Below are 18,424 nucleotides of genomic sequence, written 5' to 3'. Positions count from 1 at the left end.
ACCTTGGAATAAAACTCAACCTCCATCAGTTCTGTTACTTCCACACTTCCTCTGGCTGCAATTCTGCTTAAATCATTACGGCCTAAATCCAGCAGCATTGTGTGTTCTGCCTTTTCCTTTTCATCATTTAGTAAATCAATTTTTAATTCCTGATCTTCTCTGCTGTCTCTGCCCCTGGGTCTGGTCCCTGCCAGCGGTCGAGTCAGAACCCTTTGATCTCTTACCCTTACCAGCACCTCAGGTGAGGAACCGATAATTCTTATTTCCGGGAAATTCAAGTAAAAAGAATAGGGTGAGGGGTTTATCGATCTTAAAGCCCGGTAAATTTTAAATGGCGGCAGATCATTTTCTATCGAGAATTTCTGGGAAAGAACAATCTGAAATATATCTCCGGCTCTGATATGTTCTTTTGCCTTTTCCACCATCTTTTTAAACTCTCCCTTTTTAGTATTCGACTTTAGTTTTTTAGAATCTTTGGGATTAGAGTTGGCTACTGCCGGTTTTAATTTTGATTCAGTGTTTTCGATTTTTTTTCTTACCTGATTAATCTCTTTTTTTGCTTCCTGAAAAATTTCTTCTTTCTGCTGCCTGCTTAAATCCGCATCTATTTTTAAATTGTTGATAATTTTAACCGTATTGTGTAGATGATCATAGGCAATAATGATTTTAGTCATTACCAGCATACTCAAAGGTGTATTGTCTTTTTTTAATTCTTTATCTGCTTCCAGGTGATAGATATCTTCCCATTTTTCGATCATCTCATAATTAAAATAGCCAACAAAGCCTCCGGAAAATGGCGGCAGCTTCTCATCTTCATAGACCTCAAGTTGATTGAGATAATCCTGAAGATAAGGAATAATCTCCTGGTCTTTAATTTTTCTGCTTTCGCCAGCTTCTATTATTTCCAGATAATCCTCTTCATTTTTTAAAACTGCTGCCGGTTTTAGTCCGATAAATGAAAAGCGGTCATTTTCTGTACTTTCCAAAAGATAGCTGTAATCCTGGTTTAGAGCTAATTTTTTATAAAGCGAAATTGGGGTTTCCGTATCTGCTATAAACTCCTCATAAATTGGAATTAGATTATATTCTGCTGTTAGGTCCAAAAATTCAGCTTTAGTCTGCATAAATTTCCTCCTCTTACTTCTCTAATTTTCGCCCACAAATGCAAAAAACGGCCAGAGCTTGGTTAAAGCCTGACCGTAGTTATTAGTAAGAGATTTTTGGGTATTAAAATACCTAAATTTCGTTTTAGTCGTGATTTAAAGTGCAAACTTAAAATCACTTCTTAACTAAAACAAAAAAGCCAAATTTATATAAAATAGATATAAATCTGGCCCATTAAGTGCAATATTGGCTCTGCTAATCTCATCTCTAACTCTTCTCTACTAATCTGGGCTCTTCTAATCTCTAATTTTTTTAAGTATAACTGAATTTTTTAAATAAGTCAAGAAAATAATTCTTGAGCGGCTTAATTAAAATGCTGATTATCAACAAAAAACTGATTTACTACCCGAGTGAAACATCTAAAAACATCATGACTGCAAAACCAAGCATCAATCCCGTTGTTGCTAAATGACTATTTCCTTCTGAGTTAGCTTCTGGAATCAATTCTTCCCCAACAACAAAGATCATTGCTCCCGCTGCAAAAGCTAATGCATATGGCAAAATTGGTCGCATATAATAAACTCCAGCCGCACCCATAACTCCAGCAATAGGTTCTACAATACCTGAAGACTGACCGTAAAGAAAACTCCTTTTTGCAGAAAGCCCCTCTCTTTTTAAAGGAATTGAAACTGCAGCTCCTTCAGGAAAGTTCTGCAGACCAATACCAACTGCCAGTGCAACTGCTCCGGCAATAGATGCAGAAGAAATATTAACTGCTGCTGCACCAAAAGCAACTCCTACAGCTAAGCCTTCCGGAAAATTATGTAATGTAACTGCCAGCACAAGTAGAACACTTCTCTGCCATTTTGTTTTAATACCTTCAGGTTCACTTTTGGCAAGTGCAGGATGCAGATGCGGCAGAACCATGTCAACCAGACGCAGAAATATTCCTCCCATTAAAAATCCAATCACCGCCGGAATCCAGCCTGCGACTCCCAGATTTTCGGAAATTTCTATTGCAGGAGCCAGTAAAGACCAGAAGCTGGCTGCAATCATTACACCTGCAGCAAAACCAAGCATAGCATCAAGAAGTCTTCGGTCCACATCAGTAAAAAAGAAAACAATACCAGCCCCCAGAGCAGTCACAAACCAGGTGAATAGTGTTGCAAGCAGCGCCTGAGTTATTGGTGATAGAGTAACTAAAAAATCTAAAAACATAATATCAACTCCAATAATCATATTCTATTTATTTTAATAAAATTAATCTTACTTTTAAAATAACAATAAGCTGACAGCCATTACTCCCATGCCAGCTATAAAACCATAAATCTCCTGATGTTCTTTACCATATTTCCTGGAAGTAGGTAAAAGCTCATCGATAGAAATATAGACCATAATTCCTGCTACTGTACCAAAAAGAAATCCAAATACCATATCATTAAAAAATGAGCGAAGTACAAAATATCCGATTAAGGCACCAAAAGGCTCTGCCAGACCGGAAATAAATGAATAAAATAAAGCCTTCTTTTTACTCCCGGTTGCATAATATATCGGCACAGAAACAGATATACCCTCTGGAATATTGTGAATAGCAATTGCTATTGCAATAGAAATACCTAAAGCCGGATCACTTAGAGCAGCTGCAAAAGTTGCCAGCCCCTCAGGAAAGTTGTGTATAGCTATTGCCAGAGCTGAAAAAGCACCCATTCTTTCTAAATTCTCATGATCTTCAAAATCATTAGCTTTTAAATGTGAAAGATCTGTATCCGAACGAGGCTCATGTGGATTTTCATATTCAGGTACTAACTTATCAATTAAAGCAATTATCAAAATTCCTACGAAAAATGAAAGGACTGTCACCCACTGACCTTTTTCTGGTCCATAATAGGCAACTAAAGATTCCTCTGCTTTAAAAAATATTTCAACAAAGGAAACATAAATCATCACCCCTGCTGAAAAGCCCAAAGAAATAGATAAAAACGAAGCATTTCTCCTCTTGCTAAAAAAGGCTAAAATACTACCGATCCCTGTTGCCAGGCCTGCAAAAAGTGTTAATAAAAAAGCTAAAATAACTGGGTCCACCTAATCACCTCTTTCAATTATTTTACCCCAATATTTTCAGTAATTATTATTAGTTATTTATATCATATAATATTCAGCTATAAATTAAAAGCAGAAATCAAATTTTAAGAAATTGGAAGCACTTTCAATAAACTCTCTTTTCTGATATAATTTAGCTGAAAGGCAGGTGGAAGTTATGAAAAAATATTTTGAAGTTGATGAATGGAAAGTTATTGAAAATGGTTTTGATAAAGAATATAACAGAGTTACTGAAAGTGTAATGAGTCTGGGTAATGGCCATATGGGACTTCGCGGCAATTTTGCCGAAAGCTACAGTGGTGACAGCCTGCAGGGTACATATATTGCTGGAGTTTACTATCCTGATAAAACAATTGTTGGCTGGTGGAAAAATGGCTACCCGGAGTATTTTGCTAAAATAGCAAATGCAACTAATTTTATTGCAATAGATTTAAGAATAGATGGACAGGAAATTGACTTAAACAGGGTAGAATTTAGCGATTTTAAAAGAGTTTTAAATATGAAAGAAGCCTATCTTGAGCGCTCTTTTACTGTAGAGCTTGAAGATAATAGGGTTGAAATTGTTGAGCAGCGCTTTTTAGACCAGAAAAATAAAGAAATTGCAGCTGTTAAATACTCTCTTCGTCCTCTGGATAAAAAATCTAAGATTGTGATGATCCCCAATCTTGATGGCGATGTCAAAAATGAGGATGCCAACTATGATGAGTTTTTCTGGGAAGGTTTAGGAAAAGAAAATAGTAAAGGCAAAGCAAGTCTAACTATGAAAACCAGAAAATCTGACTTTGTTGTGGCTGCAGCGATGGAGTGGGATTTAAATAAAAATAAACGTGAGGTTGAGTTGCTGACTGGTCCTGGAAAAGAAAATTATGTTGGTAATAAAATCACACTTAAAGCAGAAGCAGGAGAAAAAATCGAGTTAAATAAATATATTGCTGTCTGCACCAGCCGCGATTATAAGGATGATCAGGTCAGTAAAAAAGCTAAAAATAAGGTGTCTGAAGCTGCTATCCGGGGTTTTGATGAGCTATTTTCTGAGCATAAAGAAGCCTGGGACAGAATCTGGCAGGAAAGTGATATTAAAATTGAGGGAGATCCAGAGGCCCAACAGGGAATCCGCTTTAACATCTTTCATCTAAACCAGACCTATACCGGACATGATCCCCGCCTCAATATTGGGCCAAAAGGATTTACCGGTGAAAAATACGGTGGTTTAACCTACTGGGATACTGAAGCTTACTGTCTTCCCTTCTATCTCTCAACCCACAGTGAAGAGGTTGGCCGTAATTTACTGCTCTACAGATACCGCCACTTAGAAAAAGCTGTAGAAAACGCAGATAAATTAGGTCTGGAGGGTGCTCTGTATCCGATGGTTACAATTAATGGTGAGGAATGCCACAATGAATGGGAAATCACCTTTGAGGAAATCCACCGCAATGGAGCTATTGCTCATGCAATTAAGGATTATGTCGATTATACAGGTGATGATAATTATATAAAAGAATATGGAATCCCTGTTCTGGCACAAATTTCTCGCTTCTGGGCTGACCGGGCTCACTTTAACCCCCGCAAAGAAAAATATATGATTTTAGGGGTAACCGGCCCAAATGAATATGAAAACAATGTTAGTAATAACTGGTATACCAACCGAATTGCTGTCTGGACTCTAAAATATACTCTGGAAAACTTAGAAAAAATAAAAGAAAATGATCCGGATAAATATCAGGATTGGATTTCCGAACTGGGAATTGAAGATTCTGAGCTGGAGCTATGGCAGGATATGACAGAAAAAATGTATTATCCTTATCTGGAAGACTTTGATATTTATGCTCAGCAGGACGGTTACCTTGATAAAGAACAGAAATTAGTCTCTGATCTTGACGACAAAGATATTCCACTGCATAAAAACTGGTCCTGGGATAAGATTCTGCGCTCACCCTATATCAAACAGGCAGATGTAATGCAGGGTGTCTATTACTTTAAAGAAGATTTTGATCAGGAAAGTATTGCCCGCCACTATGACTTTTACGAACCGCGGACAGTCCACGAATCTTCACTTTCTCCCTGTATCTATTCAATTCTGGCAGCAGATTTAGAACGGGAAGAAAAGGCTTATCAGTTATATCTAAGAACAGCCCGCCTGGACCTTGATAATTACAATACTGATACAGATGACGGCCTCCACATTACCAGTATGGCCGGAACCTGGATGTCAATTGTTAAAGGTTTTGCTGGATTTGAAGTTAAAGATGGTCAGGTTCAGTTTAGACCATTTTTACCGGAAGCCTGGGATGGTTTTGAGTTTATGATCATGTTTAGAGGCCGCAGAATTAAAGTTGAAGTTGATCAGAAAAAAGCAAGCTTTTCTCTCGAAACAGGGGAAGAATTAAAAATAAAAGTTTATGATCAGGAATATCAGCTTACTGCTGCAGAAGATGTCACAGTTGAAAAATAGTAACTCGGTATTCAAAAACTCCAGTTGGGCTTAAGTCCCGACTGGAGTTATATTTATCAATATTATATTTCTTTTTTAATTAATTCTTTTAACTCCTTTAAAGTTCCCTGCCAGCTAATATTATAGCTGCTGTCTTCCCGCTCAATCAGCTTATCTTCTACAATCATAGTTTCAATTCCCAGCCTGGAGGCAATGGCATCTTCCTTTAAATCATTACCAATCATCAGGCAGTTATCAGGACTCTCTTCGATTTTTTCTAATATTTCTTGATAATATTCCGGATTGGGCTTGGCATAACTCATGTTTTCATAATTTGTTATCAGGGCAAAATCAGTGGGATCAATATTAACCCATTCCAGCCTCGCTTCCACTGCTTCAACCGGAAAAAGAGGATTTGTGGCCAGTACCAGCTTCTTGCCCTTTGATTTTAAATATTTAATTATTTCAGCTGGAGTCTCTTTATCCAACTTAAAATACTTAGCGAGCTCCTTAAAATCTGTTTGATAAAAATTATCAAAACGCCCCTTAATTTTTTGAGCTTCATCCTCTTCTTCTACATTCAGCTTTTCCATAAAATCATCCATAAATGCTTCCTGGTTGGATCTGGAACCATCATTTCTAATCATTTTTTCTGTAGAAGCAGTCAAAAGTCCTATAAACTCTTCTTTACTGTCACATAAATCACTAAATTTTTCCGAAAGAGCACCAAAATAATATTTTAAAAACTCATCAACTTCAATATTTAAAAGAGTTCCATCCAGATCGAAAAGAAAAACTTCTTTATCTTTAAACAAGAATATACCTCCTAGAATTTAAAATAAAACTTTTCTCTAATTAAAATTTCTCCATCAGTGGTAGAAAATTAGTTTCATCTACTAAAATTTCAACAAATTCTTTTAAATATTTGCGGTCAAACTCATCAAAGCGAGCTTTTTTAGGACTGTCTAAGTCTAAAACAGCTATAACTTCTCCCCCCACAATTACCGGCAGTACAATTTCAGAACGGGAATTCGGATCACAGGCAATATGACCGGGAAATTCATGGACATCATCAACCAGTATAATCTTTCGCTGCGAATAGGCTGTACCACAAACGCCTTTATCTTCATCAATTCTGACACAGGCAGTTTTACCCTGAAAAGGTCCTAAGACAAGCTGATCTTTTTTCCAGATATAAAAACCTGCCCAGTTTAGATCATCCATCTGATCAAATAACAGAGCTGAACTATTTGCCATATTTGCCAGCCAGTCTCCTTCGGGCTCAATTAATGCTCTCAGAGCCTGATTCATTTCTTTAAGGCTTTCTTCTTTTTTATTCATAAAACTCATCCCTTTCTAATCTCAATTGATTAAAATATATCTCTTTACTGTCAAATGCTAAAGAAATTTATTAAAAATATAAACTCCAGCTTAAATATTTAAAAATAAAGGAACCAAGATCGGTACCAGGGTTGAAAGCACAGCCCCACTAACAAACGCTGGAATCACAACCGCCTCTCCACCTGATTCTTTAACCAGTGGTAAGGTCACATCCATCGTAGTTGCTCCTCCAGGGGCAACTGCTGCCAGACTGCCAAAATATCTAACTACTAAGGGCAGAATCATAACTGTTAAAAGTTCTCGAAAAACATTGCTCAAAAAAGCAAGTGATCCCAACTCTGCACTGTGTAATTTAGAAATTAAAACTCCAGACAGGCTGTACCAGCCAAAACCGGCTCCAACTGCTGCTGACTCCCCGGCCGCAAAGCCAAAAAGATAACCGCTGATTACTGCTCCAACCAGTGAACCAAGAGCAATTAAAACTGGAATCACAAGCAGCTTCCAGCCCATCAATTTTAAATCAGCAAGAACTTCCCGGCTGGCTCCAATATCAATCCCAACTCCAAAAAGTAGTACAGCCAGCGAATAATTTGTCAGCGGATCAAGCCACGCCTGACCAACTCCACTGAGTAAAAAATAGCCAGCTAAAATGCCCGTAACAACTGAGCCAAAAATTAAAACTGTCATTGTATTGTCTGCACTCTGATCTTCGAACTCAGACTCGGTCTCAGGATCAGCACTTAAAAGTAAATTGTTTAAATTAAAAAATCTAACAAAAATAATTACTGCCAGCAGACTAAAAATAATGCTAACAGCTGCAAAAACAAAAGCCTGAAGCCCAATTTCACCCAGCTGTAATACGATCTGATCATTGCTGCCCAGGCTGGCTCCCATTGCCAGCAGTAAAATCACCAGTCCCACTTTCGTAATTAAATCAGCAAATTTTACAAAGATATTTTCTTTTTCCAGCCAGAACCCAAGCATTATTCCTGTAAACAAGAAAAGAATTATTAAATAAAAATCCAAAAATACCCCTCCAGCTCTATTCTATATAATTTTTTGTTACATAATGAGAAGTCATCGCCCTCAGCATAGCACTGTAATTGGTTTTGAAAGTTAAAATATCGCCAACTTCCAGCTTTTCATCGGTATCAGTAATATCTGTTATTAGATGATCACTGCTGGCTCCAAGCACTTCTAAGCCTTCCAGTTCCGGATAAAGGCCGTGATAGTCAATATCCTGTTTTCCAACTGCCAGAATTGCTCTTTTCCTTAAGCCTTTATCTTCAATAATCTGGCCTCTACCTGCTCCACCAAAAGCCATTTCCCCCTCAGGATTGGAGGGCTTTTCCTGCAGCTCAACAATTTCTGCCTGCAGCCTAAAATTATAATGATTAAGACCTGTAATCAGGCTCTCATTAATAATATCTGTACCCAGCAAAATAGCCTCTCCAACTCTGAGATTTGTTATTTCAGAGGCCAACTTTTCATCTGCCAGCAGTCTGAGAGTTGCTGTATTACCGGCTGATAAAATATCAAGTTCTCTGCCCAGTTCTTCTTCAAGGCCTTTTTTGATCTTAATTAATTTCTCAGTGTTATTCTTATCAGGAATAATGCCTGCAAAACAGCCCAGGTTGGTACCGATCCCCTTTAAATTAACTGCTGCCAGAGATTCGATAGTCCTGGCCAGTTCGCTTAAATTTTCAGCCAGAATCCCCTCTCTTCTATCACCTATATCTACCATTATAATTAAATCTATCTCTTTGCCAGCTGCCGCTGCTTTTTTTGAAAATAATTCTGCCGTTTTTAACTCTGTTACGAGAGAAGCATCAATATAAGGAACAATTTCTTCAATTTCAGAAAGCATTGGAATTCTGAGCATTAAAATCTCATCCTGAAATCCTGCCTTTCTAAACTTTATAATATTTTCAATACGTGAGTCAGCTATACTCTTAATTCCAGCCCTTTGGTAGGCTTTAAATATATTCAAGTCTCCAGCAAAGCCTTTAACAACAGCTGTTAACTTAATCTCATCAGCTGCTAAATCTCTCTGAAGTTTTTTTGCATTTTCCTCTATCTGCTTTAAATAAATATCAAGCTGTGGATAATTCAAAATTCTTCCTCCTAAAATTTTAATTAACTTTTTCCTCAATTGTTTATTTTAGTATTTAAATTATAATAGTTATTACTAAACTATAACTATATTATACTTCACAATTATAAATTCTTCAATTAATTAACTTCAGATAAAAAATAAACCCGACCATCAGGTCGGGTAATTTAGATCTTCTTAAAAATTTATTCAATATCAATTGTACGCTTTTTAACAGGAGTTTTTTCTTCTTTAGGCAGATGAACCTTTAAAATACCTTCTTCATATTCTGCCTTAATATCATCCTGATTTACATTTTCGAGATAGAAACTGCGGCTATATCTGCCAGCTCTTCTCTCACGACGAATATAATTTTCTTTCTTTTCTTCTTTTTCTTCTTTGTGCTCAGCAGAAATTGTTAGATAATCATCATTAATTTCCAGATTGATATCTTCTTTGTTCATGCCTGGCATTTCAGCTTCAATAGTGTATTCGTCATCACTTTCTTTAATATCAGCTCTAAAACTGCGTCCGGCAAAATCCATAACATCATCAAAGAAACCGGAAACCAGGCTGTTGAAAGGATCTTCTTCTCTTTCAGCAACATCTCTCCGACTGCGGTTTCTAAATGGTACTAAATCAAACATAAAACCACCTCCGAATTTAAATTGATATTATTTTTTCACTTTTATTATCTACTTATATTATATGCCCAAAGTCAGGGAAGGTCAAAAATGTAAAAGAGTAAATTTCAGTTTTAAAAACAGATTAAAGGCAATTAGCTCTCTCAATCTATATAATTCTTAAATTTATTGCCTTATTTCTTTTCCCTTAACAAAGGTCTTCTGAACTTTAAAATTCTGATCAAAAAGCACCAGATCAGCCTGATAACCGGACTTAAGTCTGCCCAACTTATGGGCTAAATTTAATTTTTCAACCGGATTTAAAGTTACCATTCTGAAGATTTCTGGAACTGTTAGATCTGTAACTTCAAGTAAGTTTCTTACTGCCTGATCAAGAGTTAAAACACTGCCTGCTAAAACACCGGATTCAAGTCTGGCAGCCCCATCTTTGACAATTACTTTTTGGCCGCCCAACTCATATTCGCCCTCTTCTAAGCCGGTTGCCTCCATTCCATCGGAAACTAAAATTACTCTGTCGACACCCTTGGCCTGAATGGTAAACCGATCGACAGCCTGATGGTGATGGATCAAATCAACAATTAATTCTACTGTAGCTTCCGAATCAAAGGCAGCTCCAACCAGACCCGGTTTGCGGTGGTGCAGACCGGTCATCGCATTATATAAGTGGGTAAAGTGATCCATTCCTGCCTGATAAGCCTGCTGAAATTCTTCGTAAGTTGCGGCAGAATGACCGGCAGAAGCAGTAATTTTATGCTCGTTAAGTTCTTCAATTAGCGCCAGTGCTCCCTCAACTTCAGGAGCCATAGTTACAATTTCTACTACATCATAAAAGTCTCTTAAAAGTTCAAGCTCTGGCTTAATTAAATTTTCACTGTTCTGGGCGCCAATATAATCAGGACTAATAAATGGTCCTTCAACATGAGTTCCCAGAACCCGAGCACCATCTGTGCCCTCTTTTTTAGCCTGACGAATATTTTGCAGAGCAGCCTGAATTTTATCTCTGGCCATTGTCATAGTTGTCGGCAGAAAAGAAGTTACCCCATGAGAGGCCAGAACTTTACTGATTTTATTTAAGGCCTCAGTCGAAGCATCCATGGTATCAAAACCTCCACCACCATGGATATGGGTATCGATCATTCCCGGAGCAAGATAACCACCCCGGGCATCTATAACCTCCATTTCAGCTTCCTCACTTAGATTATAGGCAGCCACTTTTTCAATTTCAGCCTCTGCTTCCGAAAAAATTAATGAACCATTATTAATTATTCTATCTTCTAAAATTATATTTGCATTTTTAATTATTTTTCTCATTATTTTCACCTCTAACTACAATCTATCTGATTTTAAATATTATTTAAAGAAAATCAACAACATTTTTTATTCAGATAAATTGCTGGACTAATTTATTTAATCTTCATCGCTATTATTTTCTGCATTATTTTCTTCTTCATCTTCTTCTAGCTCTCCATAATTTTCTGCTTCCAGCTCAGCATATTCTTCTAATTTTTCTTTTACAGCACTGTGGATTTGATCCGCCTCTTTAGCGAGCATAATCTCCAGGGCCTGATCAATATCATCTATACTGTAAAGGTTGAATTTACCCTGATCTACTGCTTCAACCACTTCCTGATTCAGCATTAAGTTATCCAGATTTCGCTGGGGAATTATCACTCCCTGCTCACCAGTAAGTCCTTTAGCCTGACAGACTTTAAAGAAACCTTCAATCTTTTCGTTGACTCCACCTATTGGCTGAACAACTCCTTTTTGATTCATTGAACCTGTAATTGCTATGTCCTGCCGAACTGGAATTCCAGCCAGGGAAGAAAGCAGAGCGACTACTTCAGCACAGGTTGCACTATCACCGTCAACTCCACCATAACTCTGCTCAAAGGCAATCGAAGCTGTAAGGCTGAGTGGGGAATCCTGGGCGTATTTACCTCCTAAATAACCGGTTAAAATCATAACACCTTTGCTGTGAATCCGACCACTCATCTTGGCCTCCCGCTCAATATTAATAACTCCTTCTTTACCAAGATAACTGCGGGCTGTGATTCGGGCTGGACGACCAAAACTGTAATTACCGGCCTGATAAACCGAAAGCCCATTAATTTGACCAATTTCACTACCGCTAACATCCAGCAGAAGGTGATCTCGATCAATCTGCTCCTGAATTTTTTCTTCCAGCAGATTGGAGCGCCTCTCCTTTTCATCAATTGCTTTTTTGACAGAGCTGGCACTGACAATTTCTTCACCAAAACTATCTGACCAGACATCTGCTTCTACTAAAATCTCTATAATTTCATTGAATTTAGTTGAAAGTTTTTCGCGATCACCTGTCAGACGAGAGCTGAAATCAATCATTGCTGCAACTGCCTCTGCACTGAATTCTTTAAGCTCATCTCTATTGATCACTGAAGAAATAAAGTCAGCAAATTTTGCTATATTCTTTTTGTTTCTCTCCATTTCAATATCAAAATCTGCTTTAATTTTAAAGAGCTCAGAAAATTCATCATCATAATTATATAGTAAATAATAAATATAGGGAGAACCGATCATAATAATTTTTAGGTCAAGCTCAACTGCTTCCGGCTTTAAAGTAATTATTGGTACACTTCGGTACTGTTCCCCAATGTTTTCAACTGTGATCTCCTGATTAATTAAAGCCCGCTTGAGAGTATCCCAGCAGAAGGGATTTGTCAGCAGATCTTTGGCATGGACAATTAAAAACCCTCCATTTGCCCGGTGCAGTGAACCACTTCTGATCATTGTAAAATTAGTGGTAATAGTTCCAAACTGGCTTTTACCCTCAATCTTACCAAATAGGTTATAATAAGTGGGGTTTTTCTCATAAATCACTGGGGCTCCTTCAGTTTTACTGTTATTAACAAAAATATTGATCTGATAGCGGATAAAGAAGCTGCCGTCATCATCCTGCTGCATTGCCAGAAACGGATTTTGCTGATCCTCATCATTACTGCGGAAGCGGTCGATATTATCTACTATATCCTCCTGAACTTCTTCTAAATAATTAACTATTTCCTCACAGTCTTCATATTTATCCTGCAGGTGACAGATTATTGGCTGAACAACAGAAATACCTATCTTTTTTTCTAAAGCTGCCAGTTCATCCTGTGCCTCTTCCTTAATCGAACGAATCTCCCTCATTATCTGAGAAATTTCATTCTGGATTTTTTGACTTTTATTTCTGATTTCGTCTTTTTTCTCATCATCCATCTCTTGAAAATCTTCGCGCGAGATTGGTTCTCCATCCTCATCAATTGGTACAGGCACCAGACCCTGCGAGGTATTCTGCAGCATAAACCCTCTTTCTCGAGCGGAATCTTCAAACTCCTGCATTACTTTATTGGATTTAGGCTGATACTCATTTAAAATTTCTTTCCTTTCAGCCTCATACTCCTCTCCTTCAAATGCACGGGGGATTTCTTCCTGCAGTTCTTCGACTATTTTTTCCATATCAGTTTTTAAATCATTGCCCATTCCAGCAGGTACCCTCATCACTCTTGGTTTTTCGGGCTCAGAAAAATTAAAGACATATAAAATATCCTTCGGCTGCTCCATTTTGGCTGATTTTTCTTCGGCCATATTCTCAGCATATGTTGATTTTCCGGTTCCAGATTCTCCAGCCATAAAAATATTATAGCCGCTCTTATTAACTCTCATTCCAAAATCGAGCGAATCAGCTGCTCTATTTTGACCAATTATTTCTTCATCAATTGCAGAAAGTTCTTCTGTTGTTTCAAAATCGAGTTCTTCTGCCTTAAAATTAAAATCTAAGTTTGAAATAGGAATTTTATATTTATCCATTTTTTTCACTCCTTCTGCTGCAAAATTATTATTTTAAAATCATTAGTTAAGAAAATTCTAACATAAACTCTTTATTTATTAATTCTTCAAAAAGCAAATATATCCTGCCTCGAAAACCAACTGCTTTTTGCAATCATTTTTAGGAAAAATATGCTAATGATTGTTGAAAAAAGTTCTCAATTAAGATAAAATAAAATTAGAGAATGTTATTTTTTTAACAATAGTACTGGAGGTTAAATTATGGGAAAAGAATTAAATAAAATACCAGATATAATAATCAGCCGTCTACCGGTATATTATCAGCATCTGAAAAATTTGCAGAGTTCAACCAAAGAATATATTTCTTCGGAAGAATTGGCCGAGTTAACAGGTTTTAGCAGCTCTTTGATTCGTAAAGATCTAAGTTATTTTGGAACTTTTGGTCGTAAAAGTTATGGTTATGATGTCTACAGTCTTTTTCAGCAGATAAGTATTATTATGGGCTTTAACTATAAAAAGAAGATAATTATTATTGGAGCCGGACACCTCGGCCAGGCCTTAGCTTATAACAAAGGTTACACTGAAAGAGGTTATAAACTAATTTCTATCTTTGATAAAAATCCAAAGTTAATTGGGCTGGTAATCAATGATATCGAAATCCAGAGTGTTAATAACTTAGAAAATTTCCTGCAGAATAATAAAGTTGATGTAGCAGCCTTAACTGTTCCTGGAGCTGCAGCACAAAAAATAACCGACCGCCTGGCAGCGGCCGGAATTAAAGCTATCTGGGATTTTACTGAAGTGCCCTTAAAAGTCCCGGAAGATATTTTGTTGGAAGAACAGTTAATTAACGAAGGCCTCTGCAAATTATCAGTAAAAATGAATCAGCAGCGCCTCGATAAAAATGGTACTACAGAAGACTTGAGCTGTGGGCAAAAATAAATCTACCGCTTCCCTTTTCTGCCCGCAGTTTATTATCAAAAATCAGCTCACCGCGTCTAAATGTCATAACCGGATATCCCTTAACTGTAAAATCCTGATAAGGACTGTATTCAGCTGCAGAATGTAAGTTTTCTGCAGTTAATTTTTTCTCTACATTTGGATCAAAAACTGTTAGATCTGCATCAGTTCCCGGCTCAAGCGAACCTTTTTCTGGGTAGAGTCCGAATATTTTAGCTGGATTAATCGAAAGCAGCTCTACCATTTCTCTAATTGTAATTCGATTATTTCTAACTCCTGAACTGTAAATCAAGGACAATAAAGTTTCGGTTCCCGGTATTCCCGGCAAAATTTCCAGGCTGGAATCTGACTGCATTTTTTTTTCTTTATTAAAAGCACAGTGATCAGTTGCTACAACCTGAAACTCACTCTGACTGATGCCCTCCCATAGAATTTGGTTATCATATTTATTTCTCAGTGGTGGTGTCATTAAAAATAGCTGGGCATCCTCACGGGTTAAATATGAATTATCAAGCATTAAATAATGAGGAGTTGTTTCTGCATAAATTTGAGCTTTCACTGCTCTTAATTCTCTAACAGCTTCCAGTCCTTCTGCAGAAGACAGATGAACAATATAGAGTGGAATATCAGCTTTCAGAGCCTCTTCCCCCATATCTTTAACTGCTAGTGCTTCCGCAGCTGCAGGTCTAATGGAAGGATGGTATCTGGGCTCTATTAAATTTCTTTTGCTGTAGGCAGCTTTTAAATCCTGGATTAAATCATCATCTTCTGCATGTACCTGGGGTAAAATTCCAATCTCTTTTAGGCGTTTAAATAATTCAGACCATTTATCCCTTTCTATCATATAACCGACATCTTTATAGGTCGTAAAAAGCTTTATACTTGCCAGACCCAGTTCCTTTAAGTCGGCTAAATTCTCTGAAATTTTAGAGTTGAATTCCTGAACTACCTGATGAAAATTATAATCTATAATTGAATCCTGAGCTTCCTTTTTTCTTTCAGCAACTGATTTTTTGAAGTTTCCATCTTCTGGAAAATCAATATAGTCAATAACAGTTGTTACTCCTCCGGCTGCTGCAGCAATACTACCCTGATAAAAATCATCTGCAGTTACAGTCCCTCGAGAGTGGAGTGAATAGTGGGTATGGGCATCTATAATCCCCGGAAATAGATATTTACCAGCAAGATCAATTACTTTAAATTCTCCTTTTTGTTCATCTGCTTCAAAAAAACCACGCTTTTCTTCAGCAGCAATTTTTTCTCCCTCAATAACTAAATCTGACTTTCTGATACCTTTATCATCAACAACCTTGGCATTTTTTAATAGGATTTTTTTCATTTTCTTCACCTCTATACTATACTAATTCTGCTATTGGGGATTCGATTCCTGCACCAAATAATTCAAAATTGAAATTATTTATAGCTTTAGTTATTTCTACTTCTCCAGCTTTAAGTAAAGTTATCTGGTCTGCAAGCTGTTTAATCTGCCTCCTGTCATGACTGACCATCACCACAGTCATCTCATCGGTCACCAGATCAGCAAAATGAGAATTAAAAAATTGAATGCTTTCTTCATCTAAATTTGTAGTTGCTTCATCTACAAATAAAATCTCGGGATCTGAAATCAAAGCTCTAGCAATTGAAGTTTTTTGTCTTTCTCCTCCAGAAAGAGTATGAGCTGACTGTTCCAGCAGGTCAGTTATTTCAAGTCTGGATGCTATCTCTTTTACTTTTTTGTTGATTATTTCCTGATCAATATCTCTTAGTTTTAAAGGTAATGCAATATTATAAAAAACATTACCGCGGTAAAGATAAGGATCCTGCCAGATTACAGAAAGTTTGCGCCTGAGTTCTAAATTCTGCTGATCTTTTTTTACTAACCGGCCTTTATAGAAAAGTTCTCCCTGATAATCCTGGTCAACCAGACTTAAAATATTTAAAAGAGAAGTTTTACCACTGCCATTACCGCCAATAATAAAATTAAACTTATTTTTTAAAACTGAAAACTGATCGATATCTAAAATAGTCTTATCCCTGCAGACCTTTTTAATCTTTTTAACTTCAATAATTTTATCTTCTGGCATAATTTTTTCCCTCCTGCAGAAAATAAGTAACAAAATTAATTAAAAATGAAAGTGATAAGAGAATAATTCCTAATGCCAGAGCAAAGGCAAAGCGGCCTTTATTTGTTTCCAGAGACATAGCAGTTGTTATAGTTCTGGTAACTCCTTTTATATTTCCACCCAGCATCATGGAAACTCCAATCTCTCCTAAAACTCTACCAAATCCAGCAATCACAGCACCAATAATTCCATATCTAGCTTCTAAAATTAAAAGCTTAAACTTCTGGCTGCGGCTGGCCCCCATTGAAGTTGCTGTTTTGTAAAGTTTTTCATCCATTGAAAATATAACATTTCTAATCAGAGCAGTTATTAAAGGTATGATCAGTATTACCTGCCCCATTATAATTCCAATTGGTGTAAAAAGCAGATCCAGTTCTCCTAAAACTCCTCTGCGTGATATAAGTGAGTAAACAAAAATACCGATCACAACTGTGGGCAAGCTGAGCAATGTGTTTAAAATAATATTAATAAATTTCTTGCTTTTAAATTTATTCCGGGCAATTAAAATTGCCAGTGGAATAGAAATAATTGAAGCTATTAAAGTTGATGAGATAGAAATTTTAAGTGAAGTTGTAACTACCTGGATAACTTCTGAATCAAGGTTGATTATTAGCTGTAGAGCTCTGATTATTGCATCAGTATAATAGTCCACATTTTTCCTCCTGAATATCAAAATTAGATTAGCCAGCTGCAGATTAGAACTGCAGCCAGCTGAGTTTTTTAAATTTATTTTTACTCTTCTAAATCCTCTGCTTTAATTGCAGAAGGGTAAAATAACTGTTCATCATACTGCATATAATTATCAATTATCTGCTGCCCCTGCTGAGAAGTTACATAGCCGGTAAAGGCCATTGCCAGCTGGTAGTTTACATGTGTATGATAGGCGGGATTAATTGGAATGATTCCATAAGGATTAAAGAGCTCAGGATCTCCACTATTTACAATTTCCAGTTCAATATCCCCACTGTAAGCTAAATATGTTCCTCTGTCAGCTAAAATGTATGCCTGACGCTCATTGGCCATATTAATACTGGGTCCCATTCCCTGACCGCTTTCTAAATACCAGCTGCCTTCTGGAGCTATCTCTGCACTATCCCAGATAGCTAGTTCTTTCTTATTAGTGCCTGAATCATCACCACGAGAAACAAATTCTGCTTCTTCCTCCTTAATCTTCTGAAAAGCCTCAACTGCAGTTTCTGTCTCTTTAATATCCGCTGGATCTGATGGTGGCCCTAAAATGACAAAGTCATTATACATTACGTCTCTTCTGTTAACTCCATAGCCGCTGGCTACAAATTCATCTTCTGCTTCTCGTGCATGGACAAAAATAATATCTGCATCCCCATTACGGCCGAGCTCTATAGCTGCACCGGTTCCAACTGCTACGACATCAACCCGCACATCAAATTTTTCTTCAAATGGTGGAATTAACTCATCCAGCAGACCTGAATTCTCGGTACTTGTTGTAGTGGCCATTGTTAAAACTTCCTGAGCAGCTGCAGCTGAGCTAAAAATCAGCATTAATATTAATAATGATAATAAAATTTTCTTAATTGACATAGTAATCCCCCTATTTTTGATTTAAATATATTTTTTTCTGGTTAAATCTAATCATAAGCTCGAAAAAAAATATGCTCAAAAAAATAACTCCCGGCAGCATTACCGGAAGTTTTAAGGCGGATTAAAATTAATGCAATCCAAATCGATCACTCCTTTCCATTCCGGGAGGCTCAAAGGTTTCCCTCTAAACCCTGTCGGTGTATTAAGCATAACTATTCGTCTTAGCCTAAATACACTCGGAGTTGTGCGACTATTCTTACATTAA

The 18,424-nt window shown here is 37.0% G+C and carries 16 protein-coding genes and 1 riboswitch; of the genes, 2 read left to right on the top strand and 14 right to left on the bottom strand.

Annotated features, from left to right (window positions below; genetic code table 11):
* The 3 genes from CI949_RS02945 to zupT form a co-directional block, all read right to left on the bottom strand.
* Positions 1–1,124 (bottom strand): anthranilate synthase component I family protein (locus CI949_RS02945; protein ID WP_290762879.1); only part of this gene is annotated, 1,124 nt, incomplete at its 3' end.
* Between the two features lie 382 nt (positions 1,125–1,506).
* A complete protein-coding gene (locus CI949_RS02940; protein WP_108140676.1) occupies positions 1,507–2,322 on the bottom strand; it encodes a ZIP family metal transporter in 816 nt (271 codons plus the stop codon).
* Positions 2,323–2,376: 54 nt separating this feature from the next.
* The gene (gene zupT, locus CI949_RS02935; protein WP_290762876.1) at positions 2,377–3,186 is read right to left on the bottom strand and encodes a zinc transporter ZupT; all 810 of its coding nucleotides are present in this window, start codon (positions 3,184–3,186) and stop codon (positions 2,377–2,379) included.
* Positions 3,187–3,361: 175 nt separating this feature from the next.
* On the opposite strand from zupT, the gene CI949_RS02930 reads away from it, so the two are divergent.
* Positions 3,362–5,656, top strand: a complete 2,295-nt coding sequence (locus CI949_RS02930; RefSeq protein WP_290762874.1) for a family 65 glycosyl hydrolase domain-containing protein — start codon at positions 3,362–3,364, stop codon at positions 5,654–5,656.
* A gap of 62 nt (positions 5,657–5,718) precedes the next feature.
* Here CI949_RS02930 and CI949_RS02925 read toward each other — a convergent pair whose 3' ends face one another.
* From CI949_RS02925 to CI949_RS02895, 7 genes are all read right to left on the bottom strand, one after another.
* Positions 5,719–6,450 carry an HAD family hydrolase gene (locus CI949_RS02925; RefSeq protein WP_290762872.1) on the bottom strand — a complete coding sequence of 244 codons (732 nt, stop codon included), beginning with the start codon at positions 6,448–6,450 and terminating at the stop codon, positions 5,719–5,721.
* 40 nt (positions 6,451–6,490) lie between these two features.
* Complete coding sequence (locus tag CI949_RS02920; protein ID WP_290762869.1) at positions 6,491–6,976, bottom strand: GAF domain-containing protein; 486 nt, start codon at positions 6,974–6,976, stop codon at positions 6,491–6,493.
* 90 nt (positions 6,977–7,066) lie between these two features.
* Complete coding sequence (locus CI949_RS02915; RefSeq protein WP_181248181.1) at positions 7,067–8,002, bottom strand: lysine exporter LysO family protein; 936 nt, start codon at positions 8,000–8,002, stop codon at positions 7,067–7,069.
* A gap of 16 nt (positions 8,003–8,018) precedes the next feature.
* Complete coding sequence (locus CI949_RS02910; RefSeq protein WP_114488905.1) at positions 8,019–9,089, bottom strand: alanine/ornithine racemase family PLP-dependent enzyme; 1,071 nt, start codon at positions 9,087–9,089, stop codon at positions 8,019–8,021.
* 185 nt (positions 9,090–9,274) lie between these two features.
* Positions 9,275–9,715, bottom strand: a complete 441-nt coding sequence (locus CI949_RS02905; RefSeq protein ID WP_108140688.1) for an Hsp20/alpha crystallin family protein — start codon at positions 9,713–9,715, stop codon at positions 9,275–9,277.
* 162 nt (positions 9,716–9,877) lie between these two features.
* Positions 9,878–11,023 carry an N-acetylglucosamine-6-phosphate deacetylase gene (nagA, locus tag CI949_RS02900; RefSeq protein ID WP_114488906.1) on the bottom strand — a complete coding sequence of 382 codons (1,146 nt, stop codon included), beginning with the start codon at positions 11,021–11,023 and terminating at the stop codon, positions 9,878–9,880.
* Positions 11,024–11,119: 96 nt separating this feature from the next.
* On the bottom strand, positions 11,120–13,537 hold the full coding sequence (locus CI949_RS02895) for a Lon protease family protein (protein WP_114488907.1): 2,418 nt from the start codon (positions 13,535–13,537) through the stop codon (positions 11,120–11,122).
* Positions 13,538–13,777: 240 nt separating this feature from the next.
* Here CI949_RS02895 and CI949_RS02890 point away from each other — a divergent pair, with 240 nt between their 5' ends.
* Positions 13,778–14,458, top strand: coding sequence for a redox-sensing transcriptional repressor Rex (locus CI949_RS02890; RefSeq protein ID WP_133530710.1), 681 nt, complete (start codon positions 13,778–13,780; stop codon positions 14,456–14,458).
* Here CI949_RS02890 and hydA read toward each other — a convergent pair.
* From hydA to CI949_RS02870, 4 genes are all read right to left on the bottom strand, one after another.
* Positions 14,427–15,815: a dihydropyrimidinase gene (gene hydA / locus CI949_RS02885; RefSeq protein ID WP_290762860.1), complete on the bottom strand. Its 1,389-nt coding sequence runs from the start codon at positions 15,813–15,815 to the stop codon at positions 14,427–14,429. The genes CI949_RS02890 and hydA overlap by 32 nt on opposite strands.
* A gap of 16 nt (positions 15,816–15,831) precedes the next feature.
* Complete coding sequence (locus CI949_RS02880) at positions 15,832–16,560, bottom strand: ABC transporter ATP-binding protein (RefSeq protein WP_108140699.1); 729 nt, start codon at positions 16,558–16,560, stop codon at positions 15,832–15,834.
* Entirely contained in the window at positions 16,547–17,251 is a 705-nt protein-coding gene (locus tag CI949_RS02875) for an ABC transporter permease (protein ID WP_290762857.1), read from the bottom strand. The genes CI949_RS02880 and CI949_RS02875 overlap by 14 nt, the downstream gene beginning before the upstream one ends.
* A gap of 80 nt (positions 17,252–17,331) precedes the next feature.
* The gene (locus CI949_RS02870) at positions 17,332–18,159 is read right to left on the bottom strand and encodes a substrate-binding domain-containing protein (protein WP_290762855.1); all 828 of its coding nucleotides are present in this window, start codon (positions 18,157–18,159) and stop codon (positions 17,332–17,334) included.
* Between the two features lie 133 nt (positions 18,160–18,292).
* Positions 18,293–18,413: riboswitch (molybdenum cofactor riboswitch) on the bottom strand.
* Between the last annotated feature and the right edge of the window lie 11 nt (positions 18,414–18,424).

The organism is Halanaerobium sp. (assembly GCF_003070835.1).
This window is presented reverse-complemented; position numbering and strand designations above follow the sequence as displayed.

Excerpts from the sequence above, each read along its gene's own strand:
- CI949_RS02920 (WP_290762869.1), bottom strand. The coding sequence starts at position 6,976 with ATGAATAAAAAAGAAGAAAGCCTTAAAGAAATGAATCAGGCTCTGAGA.
- CI949_RS02895 (WP_114488907.1), bottom strand. The coding sequence starts at position 13,537 with ATGGATAAATATAAAATTCCTATTTCAAACTTAGATTTTAATTTTAAG.
- CI949_RS02930 (WP_290762874.1), top strand. The coding sequence starts at position 3,362 with ATGAAAAAATATTTTGAAGTTGATGAATGGAAAGTTATTGAAAATGGT.
- CI949_RS02870 (WP_290762855.1), bottom strand. The coding sequence starts at position 18,159 with ATGTCAATTAAGAAAATTTTATTATCATTATTAATATTAATGCTGATT.
- hydA (WP_290762860.1), bottom strand. The coding sequence starts at position 15,815 with ATGAAAAAAATCCTATTAAAAAATGCCAAGGTTGTTGATGATAAAGGT.
- CI949_RS02905 (WP_108140688.1), bottom strand. The coding sequence starts at position 9,715 with ATGTTTGATTTAGTACCATTTAGAAACCGCAGTCGGAGAGATGTTGCT.
- CI949_RS02880 (WP_108140699.1), bottom strand. The coding sequence starts at position 16,560 with ATGCCAGAAGATAAAATTATTGAAGTTAAAAAGATTAAAAAGGTCTGC.
- nagA (WP_114488906.1), bottom strand. The coding sequence starts at position 11,023 with ATGAGAAAAATAATTAAAAATGCAAATATAATTTTAGAAGATAGAATA.
- CI949_RS02940 (WP_108140676.1), bottom strand. The coding sequence starts at position 2,322 with ATGTTTTTAGATTTTTTAGTTACTCTATCACCAATAACTCAGGCGCTG.
- CI949_RS02890 (WP_133530710.1), top strand. The coding sequence starts at position 13,778 with ATGGGAAAAGAATTAAATAAAATACCAGATATAATAATCAGCCGTCTA.